Source organism: Gaiella sp. (assembly GCF_035710885.1).
Taxonomy (GTDB): Bacteria; Actinomycetota; Thermoleophilia; order Gaiellales; family Gaiellaceae; genus Gaiella.
This window is the reverse complement of the sequence record NZ_DASTCS010000073.1, coordinates 1-18,064: the sequence shown is the minus strand read 5'-3', so window position 1 is coordinate 18,064 and position 18,064 is coordinate 1. Positions and strand designations below refer to the sequence as shown.

Genomic DNA, 18,064 nt, shown 5'->3' with positions numbered 1-18,064 from the left:
TCTCAGGTCTTCGCCGTCCGCCGAGCGGCCCCTCCGCGCCCGGTACGTCAGGCGACGTCGACCTTGATCACGTTCGTCGAGCCTGGGATGTTGACGGCCGTCCCCGCGGTGAGGACGAGCCGCTCGCCCGGCAAGACGATCCCCGACTCACGCGCCGCGGCGACCGACCGGTCCCACAGGTCCTCGACGTCGCTCGTCTCGGGGATCTCGATCGGTGTCACGCCCCACTCGAGCGCCATGTGACGGAGCGACTCCATCTTGTGCGTGAGCGCGAGGATCGCCCTCTGGGGCCGGAGCCGGGCCACCGCGGACGCGGTGCGGCCTGTGAAGGTCGGGACGAGGATCGCCTTCGCGGCGAGGGCCTCCGCGACGTCGCACGCGGCGTTCGACATCGCCTGGTCGATCGTCGGCGTGTCGCTCGCCTGCGGAGTCTCGTGGCGGTAGCCGAGGTGCGGCTCGACGGCGAGCGCGATCCTGTCCATCACCGCGACGGACTCGACCGGGTACTCGCCGATCGCCGTCTCCCCGGAGAGCATGATCGCCGACGTGCCGTCGAGGATCGCGTTGGCGATGTCGGACGCCTCGGCACGTGTCGGCTCGGGTGCGTGGATCATCGACTCGAGCATCTGGGTCGCCGTGATCACGGGCTTCGCGCGCTCGAGCGCATGCAGGATGATCCGCTTCTGGAGGAGCGGCACGTCCGCGGCCCCGATCTCCACGCCGAGGTCGCCGCGAGCGACCATCACGCCGTGCGACTCGGCGAGGATCTCGTCCAGCGCCGCCACCGCCTCCGCCTTCTCGATCTTCGCGATCACCCACGCCTGCGAGTTCCTCGCCTCGATCAGCGTGCGAAGCGCCTTGACGTCTGCGGCGGACCGCACGAACGAGAGCGCGACGTAGTCGACGCCGAACTCGAGCGCGGCGTCGAGGTCGTCGAGGTCCTTGCGCGTGAGGGAGGGGATCGGGAGGGGGACGCCGGGAAGGTTGACGCCCTTGTGCTCGGACACGGTCCCGCCCACGATGACGCCGCACCGGGCTCTTCCCCGCTCGACCTTCATCACGCGGAGGCGCACCATGCCGTCGTCGATCAGGATGTCGTTGCCCGGTTGGAGAACAGACCCGAGCACAGCAGGGCTGACGGGAAGGTCGTCGGGCTCGGCGAAGTCCTCGCCGGCGATCACGACGGAGTCGCCCGTCTCGAGCTCGACGTCCGCGTCGAGCTCCCCGACGCGGAGCTTCGGTCCCTGCAGGTCGGCGATCAGCGCGATCGGGCGTCCGGCGTCGGCCTCCGCCTCCCGGACGAGGGTCGCGCTCCGCGCGTGGTCGTCGCGCGTGCCGTGCGACAGGTTGAGCCGCGCGCCGTCCATCCCCGCGCCGATCAGGGCCTCGAGCGTCTTCGGGCTGGCGGAAGCGGGCCCGATGGTCGCGACGATCTTGGTACGGCGTGTGTGCCCGGTCACCGCCGTCACCTTAGTGCCGCCCTCCGTGGCGGGCCGACCGCTCAGGGCGTCGCCCGCGGGAATGCGTCCCAGCCCGGGTACGAGGCCTCGCCGCCCAGCTCCTCCTCGATCCGGAGCAGCTGGTTGTACTTCGCCACGCGGTCGGAGCGGGCCGTGGCGCCGGTCTTGATCTGGCCGGCGTTCGTCGCGACGGCGAGGTCGGCGATCGTCGCGTCCTCGGTCTCGCCCGAGCGGTGCGAGATGATCGCGCGGTAGCCGTTCCGATGCGCGAGCTCGACGGCGTCGAGCGCCTCGGTGAGGGTCCCGATCTGGTTGACCTTGACGAGGATCGCGTTGCCGACCCGCTCGGTGATCCCGCGGCGGAGGAAGTCGACGTTCGTGACGAACAGATCGTCGCCGACGAGCTGGACGCGCGACCCCAGCCGGTCGGTCAGCGTCTGCCAGCCCTCCCAGTCCGACTCGCCGAGCCCGTCCTCGATGGAGACGATTGGGAAGCGGTCGCAGAGGTCTGCCCAGAGGTCGATCATCCCCGCGGTGTCGAGCGTGCCTCCCTGGCGCTCGAGCCGGTACGCCCCTTCGTGGTGCAGCTCGCTCGTCGCCGGGTCGAGCGCGAGCGCGACCCGGTCGCGGTGGCCCGCCCGCTCGGCTGCCTCGAGGATCGCCTCGCACGCGTCGTACGCGGAGCCCAGGTCGGGCGCGAAGCCCCCCTCGTCGCCCACCGCCGTCGAGAGGCCCCGCTCCGACAGGAGCTTCTTCAGGTGCTGGTAGGTCTCCGCGCCGATCCGGAGCGCCTCCGAGAAGCTCTCAGCCCCGGCGGGGACGAGCATGAACTCCTGGAAGTCGAGGCTGTTCTGTGCGTGCGCGCCGCCGTTGACCACGTTGAGGAGCGGCACCGGGAGCACGTTCGCGTTGGTGCCGCCGACCCAGCGGTAGAGCGGCTGGCCGGCGTCCGCGGCCGCGGCCTTGGCGACAGCGAGCGACGCGCCGAGGATCGCGTTGGCGCCCAGCCTGGCCTTCGTCGGGGTCCCGTCGAGCGCGACCAGGCTGCGGTCGACCGCGCGCTGGTCGGTCGCGTCCTGGCCGGTGAGCGTGTCGGCGATCTCGCCCTCCACGTGGGCGACGGCCCTCGTGACGCCCCTGCCCAGCCAGGCATCCCCTCCGTCGCGCAGCTCGACCGCCTCGTGCTCACCGGTGGAGGCTCCGGACGGGACGGCGGCGAGCCCGAACGCGCCGGAGTCGAGCCCGACCTCGACCTCGACCGTCGGGTTCCCACGCGAATCGAGCACCTGGCGTCCGTGGACGTGGACGATCTCGCTCAATGTGTTCTCCTGCTCACGCAGGAGAACACTAGGTTCTTCTGCCCGCGCTCGTGGCCACAACCCCGCAGCGGCAGTAGCGATCGCAGGGACGTCTCCCCCGCCTCTCTCAGCGGGAAGGAACGGCACGAAGCTGTGACGATTCTGTTGTCCAATCTGATAACGTTACGTCAGGGACACGGGAGTGCCCCTGGGGGTGGTTGTCGTCGCAGCGCCGGCGGTCGGGATCCGCGATCTTGCGCCGAGCGTCGCCGGCGTGCACGGGGTTCGTCGTCGTCGGTCAGGCACGGGCATCGCCCGGGCTGTGTGGCGGAGCGCTTCGAGTGCGAGGGGACGAGGTCGTGATCCTGGGCCGTCGAGGCCCGGTGCTGGAGGAGGCCACACGGCGGTGGACGCGGCGTGCCTGGCGGAGCGGTCTCGACGCACGCCGCGGACCTCGCCGACGTGGAGGGGGAGAGCCCGCTGCCGAAGCCATCCGGTTGCGCGCCACCCTCGGGGCCAAGCCGAACCGCTAGCGATCCGCGGCGCGGCTGCCCATCGTCGCCTTCGCCCGCTCGTACCAGCGCTCCTGCTCCTCGAGGCCGAGCGCCGTCCACGTCTCCCCCGCCTCCGCCGCGAGGCGCTCGGCCAGCTCCACGCGCCGGCGGAACCGGCCCGTTGCTCCGCGCAGCGCCAGCTCGGGGTCGACGTTCACGAACCGTGCAAGGTTCACCACGGTGAAGAGCAGGTCTCCGAGCTCGGCCTCGACGGCCCTGTCCGGCTCTGTCTCCGGACCCGGGCGACCGGCGCGTGCGAGCTCGGCGAGCAGCTCGTCGAGCTCCTCCCTGACCTTCTCCGACGGCCCGGCGAGGTCCGGCCAGTCGTAGCCGACGGCCGCCGCGCGCCGCTGCGCCTTGCGGGCGAGCAGCAGCGCCGGAAGCGACTCCGGGACGTCGTGGAAGACGCCGATGCGGCCCTCTCGCTCGGTCTTGATCTCCTCCCACCGCTCCCGGACCCGGCCCGGCGTACGTGCCTCGGCGTCGCCGAACACATGCGGGTGGCGGCGCACGAGCTTCTCGTGCACGGCGCGGGTGACGTCGTCGAGGTCGCCCTCCCCCTGCTCCTCGAGGAGGAGCGAGAGGAAGAAGACCTGGAAGAGCAGGTCGCCGAGCTCGTCGCGGAGCTTGACCGGGTCGTCGGCGAGGGCGGCGTCGGCGACCTCGTAGGCCTCCTCGACCGTGTGGGGGACGATCGTGCGGGCGGTCTGCTCGCGGTCCCACGGGCATTCCGCCCGCAGGCGCCGGGTCAGCTCTCGGAGCTCGACCAGCGGGGCGTCGTCGCCCACGCCCGCGCCGCTATCCGTCCGTGGACGTCGTCTCTTCCGTCGTGGACGTGTCGGGCGGCTCGAACCCGGCGGCGTACTGGACCTTGCCCTCGTACTCCTTCTCCACGTCGGCGACCCAGTCGTTGACGGCGCTGTTCTTGCGCTCGGATTCGAGCTGCGTCTTGATCTGGGACTTCACCTGCGCGAACGGGGTCACCGAACCGGCCTTGACGTCGGCCACGGGCTGGATCAGGTGATAGCCGAACTCCGTCTTGACCGGCTGCGAGAGCTCGTTCGTCTTCAGAGCGAAGGCCGCCTTGTCGAAGGGCGCGACCGTCTGCCCTCGCGTGACCGTCAGCTTTCCGCCCTGGTCCTTCGACCCCGGGTCGAGCGAGCTGGCCTTCGCGAGCGCCGCGAAGTCACCGCCGGAGGAGAGCTCGGAGTGGAGCTCGTCCGCCTCGGCCTTCGTCTTGACGAGGATGTGTCGGACGGCACGCGACTCGGCGACGGCGTAGTTCGACCGGTTCTTGTCGTAGTACGACCTGACGTCGGCGTCCGTGACCTTGACGCCGTTCGTGACCTTGTCGTAGATCGCCTCGGTGATGAGCTGCGAGCGGACGTCCTCGCGGAACGTGGCGACCGTGTAGCCCTGGTCCTTGAGGCCCTTCTCGAACTTCTTCTGGTCGTCCCCGAAGTACTGCTTTCGCACCTCGTCGAGCTTCTTCTGGATCTGCGCGTCGCTCACCTCGATCCCGAGATCATCGGCCTCGCGCGTGTACTCCTCGCGCTGGACGAGGAATGCGACGGCCTGCGTCTGGAGGGACTGGTACTCGGAGGTCCCGGCCTTCGGGAACGCGCGCTTCTGCGCCGCGTAGGACTTCTTGGCCCGGGAGAGCAGCTCGTCGAGCGACGTCCTGGTGATGGTCGTCCCGTCGACGACGGCGACGGCATCAGCCGGGATCTCGTCGGAGTCGCCGCATCCTGCGGCGACGAGGGTGAGCGCGGCCAGGGCGGCGGCGGCAAGCACGATCGAGCGCTTCATCGGTACCTCTTTGTAGGGGACGTGCGGTTACGGACGGGTTACGCTGTGTTCGGGAATGGTTCGGGGCTCGGGCGCGGACGGTTCTGCGGCGTGCTCAGGCGGCCCGGCGAGCGGCAACGATAGCATCGGCGAGGGCCAACGCTCCCTCCAGGCCGTCCGCCCGGATGGCCACTTCCTGGCGGGCCGACGTGTACACGGCGGTCTCCGCGATCCCGCGCAGCGCGCGCACCTCGGCAGCGGCCAGCCCAACCGGGCCGACGGTCGCACGGCCGCCGCGGAAGACGAGATAGTCGGCTCCGACAAGGGCGAGCGAGTGCTTGGCCTCCTGGATCCGGAAGAGGTTCTCCACCGGCTCCGGCAGCGGGCCGTAGCGATCCTCGGTCGCGGCGCGGAGCTCGCGCAGCTCGTCCTCGTGCTCCGCGAGCGCGATCCGGCGGTGGAGGTCGATCTTGAGCGCCTCCGCCTGGATGTATGTCGCGGGCACGTAGGCATCGACGCGCGCGTCCACGCGCACGGGGCGGACGGCCAGGCGCGCCTGCCCCGAAAGCTCGGCGACGGCCTCGTTCAGCATCTCCACGTAGAGCTCGAAGCCGAGTGCCGCGACGTGGCCGGACTGCTCGGCACCGAGCAGGTCGCCTGCGCCCCGGATCTCCAGGTCGCGCATCGCGATCTGGAACCCGGCACCGAGCTCGGTGTGGTCCGCGAGCGTCGCGAGCCGCGCGCGGGCCTCCGCTGTGAGCTCGCCGGCGTCGGGGTAGAGGAGGTACGCGTGGGCGGTCACGTCCGAGCGGCCCACGCGCCCTCTGATCTGGTACAGCTGGGCGAGGCCGAGCGTGTCGGCGCGCTCGACGATCAGCGTGTTGGCCTGGGGGATGTCGATCCCCGACTCGATGATCGTGGTCGACACGAGGACGTCCGCGTCGCCGGCAAGGAACGAGTGCATCCGCTCCTCGAGCTCGCGCTCCGCCATCTGGCCGTGTGCCACGAGGAAGCGCAGGCCGGGGCACAGCTGGCGGAGCTTCTCCGCGGCCTCGTCGATCGTCTCGACGCGGTTGTGCAGGTAGAAGGATTGCCCTTCCCGCGCGTGCTCGCGTTCGAGCGCCAGCCTGATGAGCTCCTCGTCGTACTCGCCCACCGTCGTACGGATCGGTCGGCGGCCCTCGGGTGGGGTCTCGATGATCGAGATGTCCCGGAGCCCGGAGAGCGACATGTGGAGCGTGCGCGGGATGGGAGTCGCCGAGAGGGAGAGCACGTCGACCTCGAGGCGTAGCGCCCGCAGCAGCTCCTTCTGCTGGACCCCGAACCGCTGCTCCTCGTCCACGATCACGAGGCCGAGTTGCCTGGGGATCACGTCGCGCGAGAGGATGCGGTGCGTCCCGACGAGCACCTCGACCTTCCCCTCGGCGAACTCCCGGAGAACGGTCTTGATCTCGGTCGCCTTCCGGAAGCGCGAGACCATCTCCACGCGCACGGGGAAGTCGCGGTAGCGCTCGCGGAAGGTGTTCCAGTGCTGCTCGGCGAGGATCGTCGTCGGACACAGCACGAGCACCTGCCGGCCGTTGACCGCAACCGCGAAGGCGGCCCGCACCGCGACCTCGGTCTTGCCGAACCCGACGTCGCCGCAGACGAGGCGATCCATCGGCCGCGGCAGCTCGAGGTCTTCCTTCACCGCCTCGATCGCCCGCTGCTGGTCGTCGGTCTCGCGGTACGGGAACGAGGCCTCGAGACGCTCGATCCAGTCGCTCGAGAGGTCGTTCGCCACGCCCTCCGCGCGCTGGCGCTGCGCGTACAGCTGCAGGAGCTCGCCTGCGAGCTCTCGCACGGCGTTGCGGGCGCGCGCCTTGAGGTTCTGCCAGGCCTTCCCGCCCAGCTTCGAGAGCGCCGGGGCGGTCGCGTCGGCGCCGATGTACTTGGAGAGCTTCCCGAGCTGCTCGTGGGGGACGTAGAGCCGGTCCTCGCCGCGGAACGCGAGATGGAGGTAGTCGCGGGTGACGTTCGCCACCGCCCTCGTCTCGAATCCGAGCAGCTTCCCGATGCCGTGGTCCTCGTGGACGACGAAGTCCCCCACACGGAGGTCGGCGAAGCTCGCGAGCGCCCGGCCGAGCCGCCGGTCGGCACGGGGGGGCCGCTTGCGGAAGACCTGCGTGTCGGGAAGCAGGACCAGCCCGAGCTCGCGCCAGACGAACCCCCGGCGCGCCGGCGCCACGGCGAACCGCACTTCCGGCTGGGCGCCGAGCGCCTCGCCGGGCTCGAGCAGCGGCGCCTCGACCTTGCGGAGGAGGAGGGCCTGGCGCTCCGCCTCCCCACGGTGCGCGAAGGACACGACCACGCGGTTCCCGGCCCTGACGAAGGCCGAAAGCTCGTTCTCGGCCTCCGCGAGGCCGCGCGCGGCAATCGCGGGCCGCTGTGCTTCGAACGCGTGAGGCTGCGCTCGGGGGAAGGGGTCGAGCTCGGTGGCCCCGTCCAGGGCGAGCGCGGTCAGCCCCCGCTCCGCGGCGACCTGGCGCACCTCGTCCGGCTGCCAGACGACGTCGGGAGGTCGTGGAAGGGGCAGCACGAGATCGGCGGGCAGGCTGATCGCGGCCGGCTCGTCGCCGTCGTCGTGCCCGAGGTCGACCTCGACGAGGTCGACTCGCCTCTCCGCCGCCGGGTACACGATGGCGTTCTCCGCAGCGTGGAGGGCCCGCTGCGTGAACGGCGAGAACGCACGGACCTGCTCGATCTCGTCCCCGAAGAGCTCGACGCGAAGTGGCTCGCGGCCGGTGGAGGGGAAGACGTCGACGATCCCGCCGCGCACGGCGAACTGCCCGCGCTCGTCCACCCGGTCGACGCGCTCGTAGCCGGCCAGCGCGAGCTGCTGGGCCAGGCCGTCGACACCCGGCTCGTCACCGACCCGGATCTCCAGGGGCGCCGGCCGCGCGTCGGCCGGGGGCAGCCCTTCCGCGAGCGCCGTGACGGAGGCGCACACGAGCCCGCCCGTGGCGAGGACGTCGAGCGCGCGGTAGCGCTCCCCCACGAGGTGCGGCGGAGGGGCGAGGCCCGACTCGAGCGAGACGCCGCGGCTCGGTAGCAGCGCCACGTGGCGCGGGCCTGCGAACCAGGAGGCGCCCTCCGCCGCGTCTCGCGCGTCGGCGTCCTCGGGAAGAAGCACGAGGAGCGCGCGCCCGAGTTCCCCGTGGAGCGCGGCGAGAAGCAGCGGCAACACGGGCTCCGAGACGCGGGCACGGGTCGGGAGCGATCGGGCGAACGCCTGGAAACGCTCGTGCCGCTGCAGCTCGTCGACGAACGCGGCGAGCGGGGGAGCGTCGGTGCGGATGCCGGTCGGGTCCATGGCTTCGGCGGGGATCGCGCCCCGCGGGGCCATCGTACTGACCGCCCGGTCACCGCCCGCGACGCGGCGGTGCCGCGCCGCGCGGCTCTGACAACCACCCCCAGGGGCACCCCCATGCCCTGATGTCACGCTATCGAGGAACCTGTCACGGGTGGGTGACGGCTCTGTGCCAAGAGCGTGTCAGGTCGGCGCGCAGCTTCGGCCGGCTGAACCCCAGGTGGCAACCCGACGCACCCGGGGTCATGCGACCGAAAGGCGTCTCGCCACGGGCCACGCGCGCGGGATCCGACGCGGTTCGGGCCCGACGCGAGGAACCACGGGAAACGGGTTGGCGGGGTGGTAGACACGGAGACCGCGTCACCCGAAGGCGCGAGCTACGCCAGGCCAGGCGTTGTGGCTTTGTGCGTGAAGTGACGTGCGTGCTCACGGTTGCGCCGAGCGGCCGTAACGATGCGCCAGGCAGCCGCCCGCTGGGGCATGCCGACCGCGGCAACCCGCACCGGATCGAGGCGCGAGCGGTCGGAGCGCGCCTTCGCCGAGCTACCTCGAGTTGAACCGTCGCTGGGTCTCGTCGAGGCCCTCGAGTGCGAGCGCCTCGACGGCGTCGCAGGCACGGCCGACGATCGCCTCGACATCGTCCTCCGGCGCGAAGGCCGAGAGCACGTAGTCCGCGACGGGCCGCGGGTCGCCCCGACCGGGCCTGCCGACACCGATGCGGAGGCGCAGGAAGTCGGCGGAGCCGAGGCGGCCGGCGATCGACCGCAGCCCGTTGTGACCCGCGAGGCCTCCGCCGAGGCGCGCCTGGAGCCTTCCCGTCTCGAGATCGACGTCGTCGTGGACTATGAGCACCTGCTCGGGCGAGAGCTTGTAGAACGCGGCGGCCGACTGGATCGACGCGCCCGACTCGTTCATGTACGTCTCCGGCTTCAGCAGGACGAGCTTGGTGTCTCCCACCCGGACGTCGGCGAGACGACCGCGGAACTTCCCCTTGAAGGAGCCCTGATGCCGGCGGGCGACCTCGTCGACGACCATCCAGCCGGCGTTGTGCCGGTCACGAGCGTGCTCGGGCCCCGGGTTCCCGAGCCCGGCGACGAGGAGCTCCACCGACGCTCCACCCTCTCCCCTGCGGAAGAGGCGCACGGATCAGTCCGCTTCGGTCTCCGAGCCGTCGTCCGAGGCCTCGGCGCCCTCTTCGCCCTCGGCGCCCTCTTCGCCCTCGGCAGCAGCCTCGGCCTCTGCCTCCTCGAGCTCGGTGATCCCGCGCGGGATCGAGCAGGTAGCGAGGACGACCTGGGGATCGTCGAGGAACGTGATGCCCTCGATCGCGACGAGGTCCTCGACTCGCACCGTGCCTCCGACCTCGAGGCTGGAGATGTCGGCCTCGATGTGCTCGGGAATCGCGCTCGGCAGCGCCTCGACCTGGATCTCCCTGGTGACCTGCTGGACGGTCCCGCCCTGCTTCGAGCCGGGGGACTCGCCGACGAGCTGGACGCTCACGGTGGCCTGGATCGCCCGGTCGAGCCGCACCTCGTGGAAATCGACATGCGTCAGCGTCCCTCGGATCGGGTGACGCTGGAAGTCCTTGAGGACCGCGTGGTGGGGCGTGGTCTGGCCCTCGATCACCACATCGACGATCGCGTGGAGGCCCGACGGCCCGGTGAGTGCCGAGCGGAGCTCCCGCTCACCGACGACGATCGCGCGCGCGTGGCCCTTGCCGTAGAGCACGCCCGGCACCAGCCCCTCCTTGCGGAGGCGACGCACACGGCGCGAGCCGACCTGGTCGGCCCCGCGCTCCGAGACCTCGAGGGTGACGCGATCGCTTGACATCGGCGGGGGATTGTAGCGGAGCGCTAGAAGCGGATCGGGCGGCCGAGCGGGTCGTAGGCCTCCAGCGGGACGGCTGCGACCGGTGATGCCTCGAGCTCGTCCGCGAAGAGGGCGAAGACGACCGCATCCCGCGGTGCGTCGCCCTCCCTCCCCGGCAGCCTGCGCCGCAGCGTGCCCTCCTCGGTGAAGCCGAGCGCCCGCGGGATCCGGAGGCTCGCCGCGTTCGACGGGTCGACACGGATCTCGACGCGATCGACGCCGCACACGCGGAACGCGGCGGACGTCAGCGCCGCGGTCGACTCGCGCGCGAACCCCTGCCCCACGCGCGAGGCGCGCACCCAGTAGCCGACCTCGAGCGCTCCGGGGCCCACGCGCGTATGCAGACCCGTGCCTCCGACGACCTCCGACTCGTCGCGCGTGAAGATCCCGTAGACGAAGTCCTCGCCGAGGTCGAACCTCGCGCGGAACGCCCGCAGCAGCTCGGCCTTCTCCTCGAGGGGCTTCGGCTCGTCCGCCGCCCACGGCATCCAGGGGCGCAGGTGGCCGAGGCTCGTGTCGAGTGCCTCCTTCAGGAGCGGCGCATCGCGCGGGTCCCAGCACCGGATCGCGAGCCGCTTCGTGCGGATCAGGTACGGGGGCGGGGGGAAGCCCGGGCTCGTCATCCGGGACGAGCCCGTTCAGAACAGCTGGTTCTCGCCGCCGAAGATCGCCGAGACCGAGTCGTCGCTGAAGACGTTCATGATCGTCTCCGCCAGGAGCGCCGAGACGGTGAGCACGGTGAGGTTCTCCGGGCGCTCGCGCGGGTCGATGGGCACGGTGTCCGTGACCACGATCCCGGTGATGTCCTCGGCGCCGGCGAGACGATGGAGGCCCTCCCGGCTCAGGAGCGCATGGGTGACGTAGACCCAGACCTCACGCGCGCCGTGCTCGCGGAGAGCTCGCGCGCCCGCGATGAGCGTCCCGCCGGTGGTCGTGACGTCGTCCCCGACGATGCAGGTCTTGTCGCGCACGCGGCCGGTGACCTCGGTGACGGAGGCCTGCTCGTGCCCGGGCCGGGTCTTGTGCATGACCGCGAAGTCGGCGTCGAGCATCTCCGCGAAGCGGACGGCGACCTTGGCGCGGCCCGCATCCGGAGCCACCGAGACGACGCCCTCGCCGCTGAAGCCGAGGTCCCGGAAATGCCGCGCGAACAGCTGCTGCGCGGTCATGTGGTCGACCGGGATCGTGAAGAAGCCCTGGATCTGGCCCGCGTGGAGATCCATCGTCAGCAACCGGTCGACGCCCGCGAGCTGGAGCATGTCTGCGACGAGGCGGCCGGAGATCGGCTCCCGGGGCTTCGCCTTACGATCCTGGCGCGAGTACGGAAACCACGGGATCACCGCCGTGATCCGCTTCGCGGAGGCGAGCTTCGCCGCCTGGATCATCAGCAGCAGCTCCATCACATGCTGGTCGACCGGCGGGCTGCCCGTCTGGACGAGGAAGACGTCGGCACCTCGGATCGACTCGCAATAGCGGACGTACGTCTCGTCGTTCGCGAACGTCTTGAGCTCGATCTCGCCGAGATCGACCCCGAGACGCTCCGCGATCCGCTCGGCGAGCTCGGGGTGCGAGCGGCCCGAGAACACCATCAGACGCTTCTTCGGCGTCAGCGGGATCGCGTGACCCGTCTTCAACGCCGGCTCCGTGGGCGCGTGGTCGAGGCCCGGCAGCGCCTGCTCAATCGTCCCTGCGTCCACCGCGCCCCTCCTTCACGGTCTGTCTCGGCGGGAACCCCACGAGGGCGTTCTCCGAGACGTCGTCGGTCACCACCGTGCCGGCGGCCGTCCACGCGTCGTCTCCCAGGGTGACCGGTGCAACCAGCACAGTGTCCACACCGACCCTGACGTCACGGCCGATCTCGGTCCGCTGCTTCGGGCCGCCGCCGTGCGGCAGGTTCACCGTGATCGAGCCGGCCCCGATGTTCGTGCGATCGCCGATCGTCGCGTCACCCATGTACGAGAGGTGCGGCACCTTGGTGCCCTCACCGAGCTCCGTGTTCTTGAGCTCGACGAACGTGCCTGCCTTGGAGGATGCTCCGAGCACCGTGCCGGGGCGAAGGTAACAGAAGGGCCCCACGAGCGCGCCCGGTCCGATCGCCGCGTCCACCGCGACCACGTGAGGGCCCACCTCGGCCCCTGCGGCGACGGTCGTCGCGCCTCGCAGGACCGTGAACGGGTGCACGACCGCGTCCGGCTCGAACGCCACCGTGGGCTCGATCCACGTCGACGACGGATCGACGATCGTGACTCCCGCCAGCATGTGCTCCCGGTTGATCCGGTCACGCAGGACCGCGGTCGCTTCGGCCAGCTCCACGCGGCTGTTGACGCCCTCGGTCTCGGCCGGGTCGGGAGCGACGTGCACGCCGACGCGCAAGCCTGCCTCGACGATGCCGTGCACGGCGTCGGTCAGGTACAGCTCACCCTGCGCGTTTGCAGGGCTCAGCCCGTCGAGGGCGGGCCAGAGCGCGTCCGCGCGGAAGACGTAGATCGAGGAATTGGCCTCTCGCAGCTCGAGCTGAACCGGCGTTGCGTCGGACGCCTCGACGATCGTGACGAGATCGCCGTTCTCGTCTCTGACGATCCGGCCGTACGTGCGGATGTCCTCCGGGACGAACGACAGCACCGTTGCCGCGACGTCCGAGGCCCGATGTGCGTCGAGCAGCTCCGTGAGGAGGCCCGTCGTCAGCACCGGAGTGTCGCCCGAGAGGACGAGCACCTCGTCGGCGTCGGCGACCGCCTGCCGGGCCGAACGGACGGCATCACCGGTGCCGAGTGGTCGCTTCTGCACGGCGACGCTGGCGCCGTCGAACGCCGACGCGGTGTCGGGCGACGCGACGATCACGAGCCGCTCCGGCCCGAGCGCCTGCGCGGCGTCCAGCACCCAGTCGATCATCCGTCGCCCCAGGATCGGGTGCAGGTGCTTGGCGCGCTCGGACCGCATGCGCGTTCCGAGGCCTCCGGCCATCACGACTGCAGCGAGCTTCGTCGGCATCAGGGGATATCGATGGCTGGGGCGCCAGGATTCGAACCTGGGATCACGGGACCAAAACCCGTTGCCTTACCACTTGGCCACGCCCCAGAGCAAGGGACGGCAGTCTACCCCGCTCCCCGCGCGCCGAAGCGCCCGGACGCGCTCGCCTACCTGCGGTCGAGCAGCAGCGCGGCCAGCGCGATCGCGGCGAGCGCCACCACCGCGAGCGCGGCCAGCACGACGAGCGCGCCCGCCAGCATGGGCACCAGCACGACGATCAGCTGCGAGACGGCGGCCGTCCAGGTGATCACGCGGACGTCGGAGCTCTCGTGCTCCCTCCCCCAGCCGACGTAGGCGGCCAGCGCCGCGAGCGCGAGAAAGACGACGAGCCACCACGGGATCGCGCCCGCCAGGACGAGGATCCCCTCGAGGGCCGCGATCGCGAGCGCGATCTTGTAGCGGTTGTGGCGCACACGGCGCGTGAGGCGGCTCTCGCCGTGCTCGATCAGGACCTGACTGGCCATGTGGATGAAGGTATCAGCCGGGCTGGGCGATCCAGGTCGCCGTCTCGGGCCCCAGCGCCGCCGCGGCGCGACCGGCGTCGTCGGGAGCCTCGAAGAGGCCGTAGACCGCAGGTCCCGCGCCGCTGACGTCGGCGCGGAATGCGCCGAGCGAACGAAGCGTCTCGGTGAGCGGCGACGCCGCGAGGTCGTTCGGCGGCAGCCTGCCGAGGTCGGACGCGCGCTCCACGCCGGCGAGGGCGGCGCGCAGCGCCTGGCGACGCGCGTCGAACCCGCGCTCGCCGCCGCGTGCGTCGAATGCCCCGTAGACGGCCGCGGTCGAGGCCTTGACGACGCCAGCGGGGAGCGCGAGCACGACCCAGTAGTCGCGCGGGAGGTCGATCGGCTCGAGCGTGGTTCCGTCCGCCGTACCGACCTGCGCGCGGTCCCGCAGGAAGAAGGGCACGTCCGTTCCGAGCGCGCCCGCGATCTCCTCGAGGGCGTCGGCGGGAAGCGGTCTCTCGAGCAGCCGGTTCGCGAGGCCGAGCGCGGTCGCGGCGTCGCTCGACCCGCCCCCGAGGCCAGCCGCGACAGGGATCCGCTTCTCGATGCGCGCCTCGAAGCGCAGCCGGCCGCGGGCCGACTCCGAGACCGCTTCGAGCGCTGCACGGACGAGCGTATCCTCCTCGAATCCGGAGACTCGGGTCGCCGGAGCCGGCCGCACCGCGACCCGGTCGGCGAGCGACAGCCGTTCCAGCACCGTGACGACGTCGTGCTTGCCGTCCGGCCGTCGAGGGCCGACGACGAGGGCGAGATTGAGCTTCGCCGGGGCCGGCGCCTCTTGCCAGGCGCTCACGGTCCGAGCGCTTCCGCCAGCCGAACGAACTCCTCGGGCGCGAGCGCCTCGGCGCGGACGTCCGGGGCACGTCCGATCGCGTCCAGCGCGGTCACGGATCGCTCGCGGGAGGCGATGCCGGCCAGCGCGAGCGCGTTCGCGAGCGTCTTGCGTCGATGCGCGAATGCCCCTCGGGCGACGCGGAGCACGCTCGCCGGGTTCGCGGGGGCCGGGATGCGCCGGAAGGCGACGAGCGCGGAATCGACATTTGGCACCGGCCGGAAGACGGTTTGCGAGACGGAGTGGAAGCCCGTGCGTCGCGCATGGAGCTGCACGAGCACCGAGACGGCGCCGTACGCCTTCGTGCCCGGCTCGGCGAAGAACCGCTCGGCGACCTCCCGCTGAACCATCACGCACCACGAGGACAACGAAGGCACACCGATGAGCGTCTCCGCGACGAGCGGCGTGGCCACGTTGTACGGGAGATTCGCCACGAGCTTCGTCGGCAGAGGGTCGAGGGGGCCGAGGTCGAAGGCGAGCGCGTCCGCGAAGACGAGGTCGACGTTCTTCCGCTCTCCCAGGGCCTCTCGCAGCGACTGCTCGAGACCTCGATCGAGCTCGATCGCGTGGACGTGATTCACGCGGTCCGAGAGGAAGGTCGTCAGCACCCCCAGGCCCGGACCGACCTCCAGGACGACATCGGCCCGGTCGAGCTCGGCCAGGCGGTCGATCACGCCGAGCACGTTGCGGTCGACCAGGAAGTGCTGGCCGAGGGACTTCCTGGGAGCGACGCGGCTCATGTCGGGGGAAGCCCGAAGGCCGTCGCCGCGTTCTCCTCGATCCGCCGCTCGAGCTCCTCCTCCGTCTCGTTCCGGGTCGAGGCGAGGACGGCGAGCGTGTGCACGATGTGCATGGGCTCGTTCCTCCGCCCACGGACGGGCTGGGGCGCCAGGTACGGGCTGTCCGTCTCTGTGAGGATCCGGTCCGCGGGGATGCGAACCGCTGCGTCGCGGAGTGCCTGCGCCTTCGGATACGTGACGTTCCCGGCGAAGGAGACGTAGTAGCCGCGCTCGAGCGCCGGCACGAGCAGGTCGGGCTCGGAGAAGCAGTGCAAGACGACCTTCCCCCGGAACGGCTCCAATGCCGCGGCCGTCTCCGCGCTGGCGTCCCGGCTGTGGATCACGACCGCCAGCCCGACCTCTTCGGCGAGAGCCAGGTGGGCGTCGAACAGGGCGCGCTGGTCACGCAGGGTGCGGGCGCCCTCGTGGCCGTCGAGCCCCGTCTCGCCGACCGCGACGACTCGCGGGTGACGCAGCAACTCGCGAAGCTCGTCCAGCCGGCCCGCCTCGGGCGTCGCGGCCTGGTGCGGATCGATCCCCACCGCGGCGACGACCCCCGCCTCCGAGTCGGCGATCTCGAGGGCGCGCCGGCACGAGTCGATGCCCGTCCCGATCGTGACCACCCGATCGACGCCGGCCGCCCTGGCCCTGGCGAGCACCTCACCGGGCCCGGCCTCGCAGGCGTCGAGGTGGGCGTGCGTGTCGATCACCCCTCGACCGAGCCTTCCAGCCTGCCCGCGGACGCGATCCCGACTGCCCGATCCAGCCCGTCGAGAAGTGGAGGCTCCCACAGCGGCTCGCCCGGTCGACGGGAGCGGTCGCCCGGACGCGGTGCGCGACCGCCCGGTCGCCGCCCGCGACCGCTCACGCGGCCAGCGTGGGCTCGTCGACGCGGGGGAACAGTGGCGCGGCCGGCTCCACGTTCTCGGCGGCGCGCGCACGGCCGTAGGCAACCTCGGCCCAGTCGAGCGTCTGCGCCTGCCCGAGAGCGGCGAGGATCCGCCCCGACGTGTCGGGGAGGTACGCGGCGAGGGCGACCGCCACCGCGCGGAGGCCGTCGACGAGGTCGTACAGCACCCGGTCGAGCTCGGCGGACCGAGCCTCGTCCTTGGCGACCTGCCACGGCGCCGTGACCTCGACGTGCCGGTTCAGCCCTCGCACCACCTCCCAGATCCGCTCGAGCGCCCCGGTCAGGTCGAAGACGTCGAGGCGCGCCGCCACGTCGTCCCCGAGCGGGGCGACGATCGCCGCCACCTCCGAGTCGCCCGAGGGCACGGCCGCGAGCGTCCCCTGCCGGTAGCGCGCCACCATCGCAGTCACGCGCGAGAGCAGGTTGCCGAGGTCGTTCCCGAGCTCGCGCTCGTACCGCTCGCGCAGCCCGTCGATCGAGGCGACGCCGTCCTGCCCGAAGGACACGGAGCGCGCACACCAGAAGCGCACTGCGTCTGCGCCGTACACGTCGATCAGGTCGAGCGGGTCGACGACGTTGCCCAGCGACTTGGAGATCTTCCTGTCGTTCAGCAGCAAGTAGCCGTGGACGAACAGCTGGCGCGGCACGTCGTATCCGGCTGCGAGCAGCAGAGCAGGCCAGTACACGCAGTGGAAGCGGAGGATGTCCTTCGCGAGCAGGTGATGGGCCACGGGCCAGAATCGCGGGATCAGATCTTCGCCCGGCCGCGCGTACGTCAGCGCGCTCAGGTAGTTGACGAGCGCGTCCGCCCACACGTACGCGACCTGATCCGGATCCCACGGGATGGGAATCCCCCACGGCTGACCGGCCCGGCTGATCGAGAAGTCCTGCAGGCCGCCCGCGATGAACGACCTGGCCTCGTTGGCACGGAAGCCGGGGAGCACGAAGTCGGGCCGCTCGTCGTAGAGGGCGAGCAGGCGCTCCTGGTAGGCGGACAGCCGGAAGAACCAGTTGCGCTCCTCGATCCACTCCGGCTCGACGTCGTGCTGGGGACACTTGCCGTCGACCAGCTCGTCCTCCGTCTTGAACGCCTCGCAGCCGACGCAGTAGAGCCCGGCGTAGACGTCCTGGTAGATGTCCTCGCGGCCGTTGTCGCGGATCCGCGTCAGGAACTCCTGGACGAACCGCTTGTGGCCGTCGTCGCTCGTGCGGATGAAGAAGTCGTTGGAGACGCCGAGGCGGGCGGGGAGCGCCCGCCACGCCTCCACGATGCGGTCGGCGTACGCCTGTGGCGCAAGGCCCTGTTCCTCCGCGACCCGGGCCACCTTCGACGCATGCTCGTCGACGCCGGTGAGAAGGAACGTCTCACGGCCGCGCTGCCGCTGATGGCGTGCGAAGACGTCCGCCGCCACGGTCGTGTAGGCGTGGCCGATGTGCGGCGTCGAGTTGACGTAGTAGATCGGCGTCGTTACGTAGTACTGCTCCATCAGGGCCGATTCTACGGGCCACCCACCTGCCGGCTCCCGCCGCGAGGAGCGCCAGGAGGGCAACGGCGGCGACCACGACGGGCAGGCGCGGACCGGCGGCCTCGCCCACCCGGCTCACGATGCGCGCGCTCGAAGGAGCGCTTGCTCGTGCGACACCGGGGACGAGAGCCGCCGTCTCGTCGACGCCGACAGGCGTCTGCGGGGC

The 18,064-nt window shown here is 71.4% G+C and carries 15 protein-coding genes and 1 tRNA gene; all 16 read right to left on the bottom strand.

Features of this window, described 5'->3' with window-relative positions:
- Positions 1 to 47: 47 nt before the first annotated feature.
- Positions 48 to 1,460 carry a pyruvate kinase gene (gene pyk / locus VFO26_RS16530; RefSeq protein WP_325116176.1) on the bottom strand — a complete coding sequence of 471 codons (1,413 nt, stop codon included), beginning with the start codon at positions 1,458 to 1,460 and terminating at the stop codon, positions 48 to 50.
- A gap of 41 nt (positions 1,461 to 1,501) precedes the next feature.
- Entirely contained in the window at positions 1,502 to 2,779 is a 1,278-nt protein-coding gene (gene eno, locus VFO26_RS16525; protein ID WP_325116175.1) for a phosphopyruvate hydratase, read from the bottom strand.
- Between the two features lie 508 nt (positions 2,780 to 3,287).
- Entirely contained in the window at positions 3,288 to 4,100 is an 813-nt protein-coding gene (gene mazG, locus VFO26_RS16520; protein ID WP_325116174.1) for a nucleoside triphosphate pyrophosphohydrolase, read from the bottom strand.
- A 10-nt stretch (positions 4,101 to 4,110) separates the two neighbouring features.
- A complete protein-coding gene (locus tag VFO26_RS16515) occupies positions 4,111 to 5,121 on the bottom strand; it encodes a peptidylprolyl isomerase (protein WP_325116173.1) in 1,011 nt (336 codons plus the stop codon).
- Positions 5,122 to 5,215: 94 nt separating this feature from the next.
- The gene (gene mfd / locus VFO26_RS16510) at positions 5,216 to 8,452 is read right to left on the bottom strand and encodes a transcription-repair coupling factor (RefSeq protein ID WP_325116172.1); all 3,237 of its coding nucleotides are present in this window, start codon (positions 8,450 to 8,452) and stop codon (positions 5,216 to 5,218) included.
- A gap of 540 nt (positions 8,453 to 8,992) precedes the next feature.
- Positions 8,993 to 9,556, bottom strand: coding sequence for an aminoacyl-tRNA hydrolase (gene pth / locus VFO26_RS16505; protein WP_325116171.1), 564 nt, complete (start codon positions 9,554 to 9,556; stop codon positions 8,993 to 8,995).
- 39 nt (positions 9,557 to 9,595) lie between these two features.
- Complete coding sequence (locus tag VFO26_RS16500; protein WP_325116170.1) at positions 9,596 to 10,279, bottom strand: 50S ribosomal protein L25; 684 nt, start codon at positions 10,277 to 10,279, stop codon at positions 9,596 to 9,598.
- Positions 10,280 to 10,302: 23 nt separating this feature from the next.
- Positions 10,303 to 10,941: a GNAT family protein gene (locus VFO26_RS16495; RefSeq protein WP_325116169.1), complete on the bottom strand. Its 639-nt coding sequence runs from the start codon at positions 10,939 to 10,941 to the stop codon at positions 10,303 to 10,305.
- A 15-nt stretch (positions 10,942 to 10,956) separates the two neighbouring features.
- Entirely contained in the window at positions 10,957 to 12,015 is a 1,059-nt protein-coding gene (locus tag VFO26_RS16490; protein WP_325116167.1) for a ribose-phosphate pyrophosphokinase, read from the bottom strand.
- The gene (gene glmU, locus VFO26_RS16485; protein WP_325116166.1) at positions 11,996 to 13,309 is read right to left on the bottom strand and encodes a bifunctional UDP-N-acetylglucosamine diphosphorylase/glucosamine-1-phosphate N-acetyltransferase GlmU; all 1,314 of its coding nucleotides are present in this window, start codon (positions 13,307 to 13,309) and stop codon (positions 11,996 to 11,998) included. The genes VFO26_RS16490 and glmU overlap by 20 nt, the downstream gene beginning before the upstream one ends.
- Positions 13,310 to 13,322: 13 nt before the next feature.
- Positions 13,323 to 13,396: transfer RNA gene (locus VFO26_RS16480), tRNA-Gln, on the bottom strand.
- A 59-nt stretch (positions 13,397 to 13,455) separates the two neighbouring features.
- Complete coding sequence (locus tag VFO26_RS16475; protein ID WP_325116165.1) at positions 13,456 to 13,812, bottom strand: hypothetical protein; 357 nt, start codon at positions 13,810 to 13,812, stop codon at positions 13,456 to 13,458.
- Between the two features lie 13 nt (positions 13,813 to 13,825).
- Positions 13,826 to 14,644 carry a hypothetical protein gene (locus VFO26_RS16470; protein ID WP_325116164.1) on the bottom strand — a complete coding sequence of 273 codons (819 nt, stop codon included), beginning with the start codon at positions 14,642 to 14,644 and terminating at the stop codon, positions 13,826 to 13,828.
- Positions 14,641 to 15,423: a 16S rRNA (adenine(1518)-N(6)/adenine(1519)-N(6))-dimethyltransferase RsmA gene (gene rsmA, locus VFO26_RS16465; RefSeq protein ID WP_325116163.1), complete on the bottom strand. Its 783-nt coding sequence runs from the start codon at positions 15,421 to 15,423 to the stop codon at positions 14,641 to 14,643. Before rsmA ends, VFO26_RS16470 begins: the two co-directional genes overlap by 4 nt.
- Complete coding sequence (locus tag VFO26_RS16460; protein ID WP_325116162.1) at positions 15,420 to 16,172, bottom strand: TatD family hydrolase; 753 nt, start codon at positions 16,170 to 16,172, stop codon at positions 15,420 to 15,422. The genes rsmA and VFO26_RS16460 overlap by 4 nt, the downstream gene beginning before the upstream one ends.
- Positions 16,173 to 16,326: 154 nt before the next feature.
- Positions 16,327 to 17,859, bottom strand: coding sequence for a methionine--tRNA ligase (metG, locus tag VFO26_RS16455; protein WP_325116161.1), 1,533 nt, complete (start codon positions 17,857 to 17,859; stop codon positions 16,327 to 16,329).
- Between the last annotated feature and the right edge of the window lie 205 nt (positions 17,860 to 18,064).

Excerpts from the sequence above, each read along its gene's own strand:
- VFO26_RS16515 (WP_325116173.1), bottom strand. The coding sequence starts at position 5,121 with ATGAAGCGCTCGATCGTGCTTGCCGCCGCCGCCCTGGCCGCGCTCACC.
- mfd (WP_325116172.1), bottom strand. The coding sequence starts at position 8,452 with ATGGACCCGACCGGCATCCGCACCGACGCTCCCCCGCTCGCCGCGTTC.
- VFO26_RS16500 (WP_325116170.1), bottom strand. The coding sequence starts at position 10,279 with ATGTCAAGCGATCGCGTCACCCTCGAGGTCTCGGAGCGCGGGGCCGAC.
- VFO26_RS16495 (WP_325116169.1), bottom strand. The coding sequence starts at position 10,941 with ATGACGAGCCCGGGCTTCCCCCCGCCCCCGTACCTGATCCGCACGAAG.
- glmU (WP_325116166.1), bottom strand. The coding sequence starts at position 13,309 with ATGCCGACGAAGCTCGCTGCAGTCGTGATGGCCGGAGGCCTCGGAACG.
- VFO26_RS16475 (WP_325116165.1), bottom strand. The coding sequence starts at position 13,812 with ATGGCCAGTCAGGTCCTGATCGAGCACGGCGAGAGCCGCCTCACGCGC.
- rsmA (WP_325116163.1), bottom strand. The coding sequence starts at position 15,423 with ATGAGCCGCGTCGCTCCCAGGAAGTCCCTCGGCCAGCACTTCCTGGTC.
- metG (WP_325116161.1), bottom strand. The coding sequence starts at position 17,859 with ATGGAGCAGTACTACGTAACGACGCCGATCTACTACGTCAACTCGACG.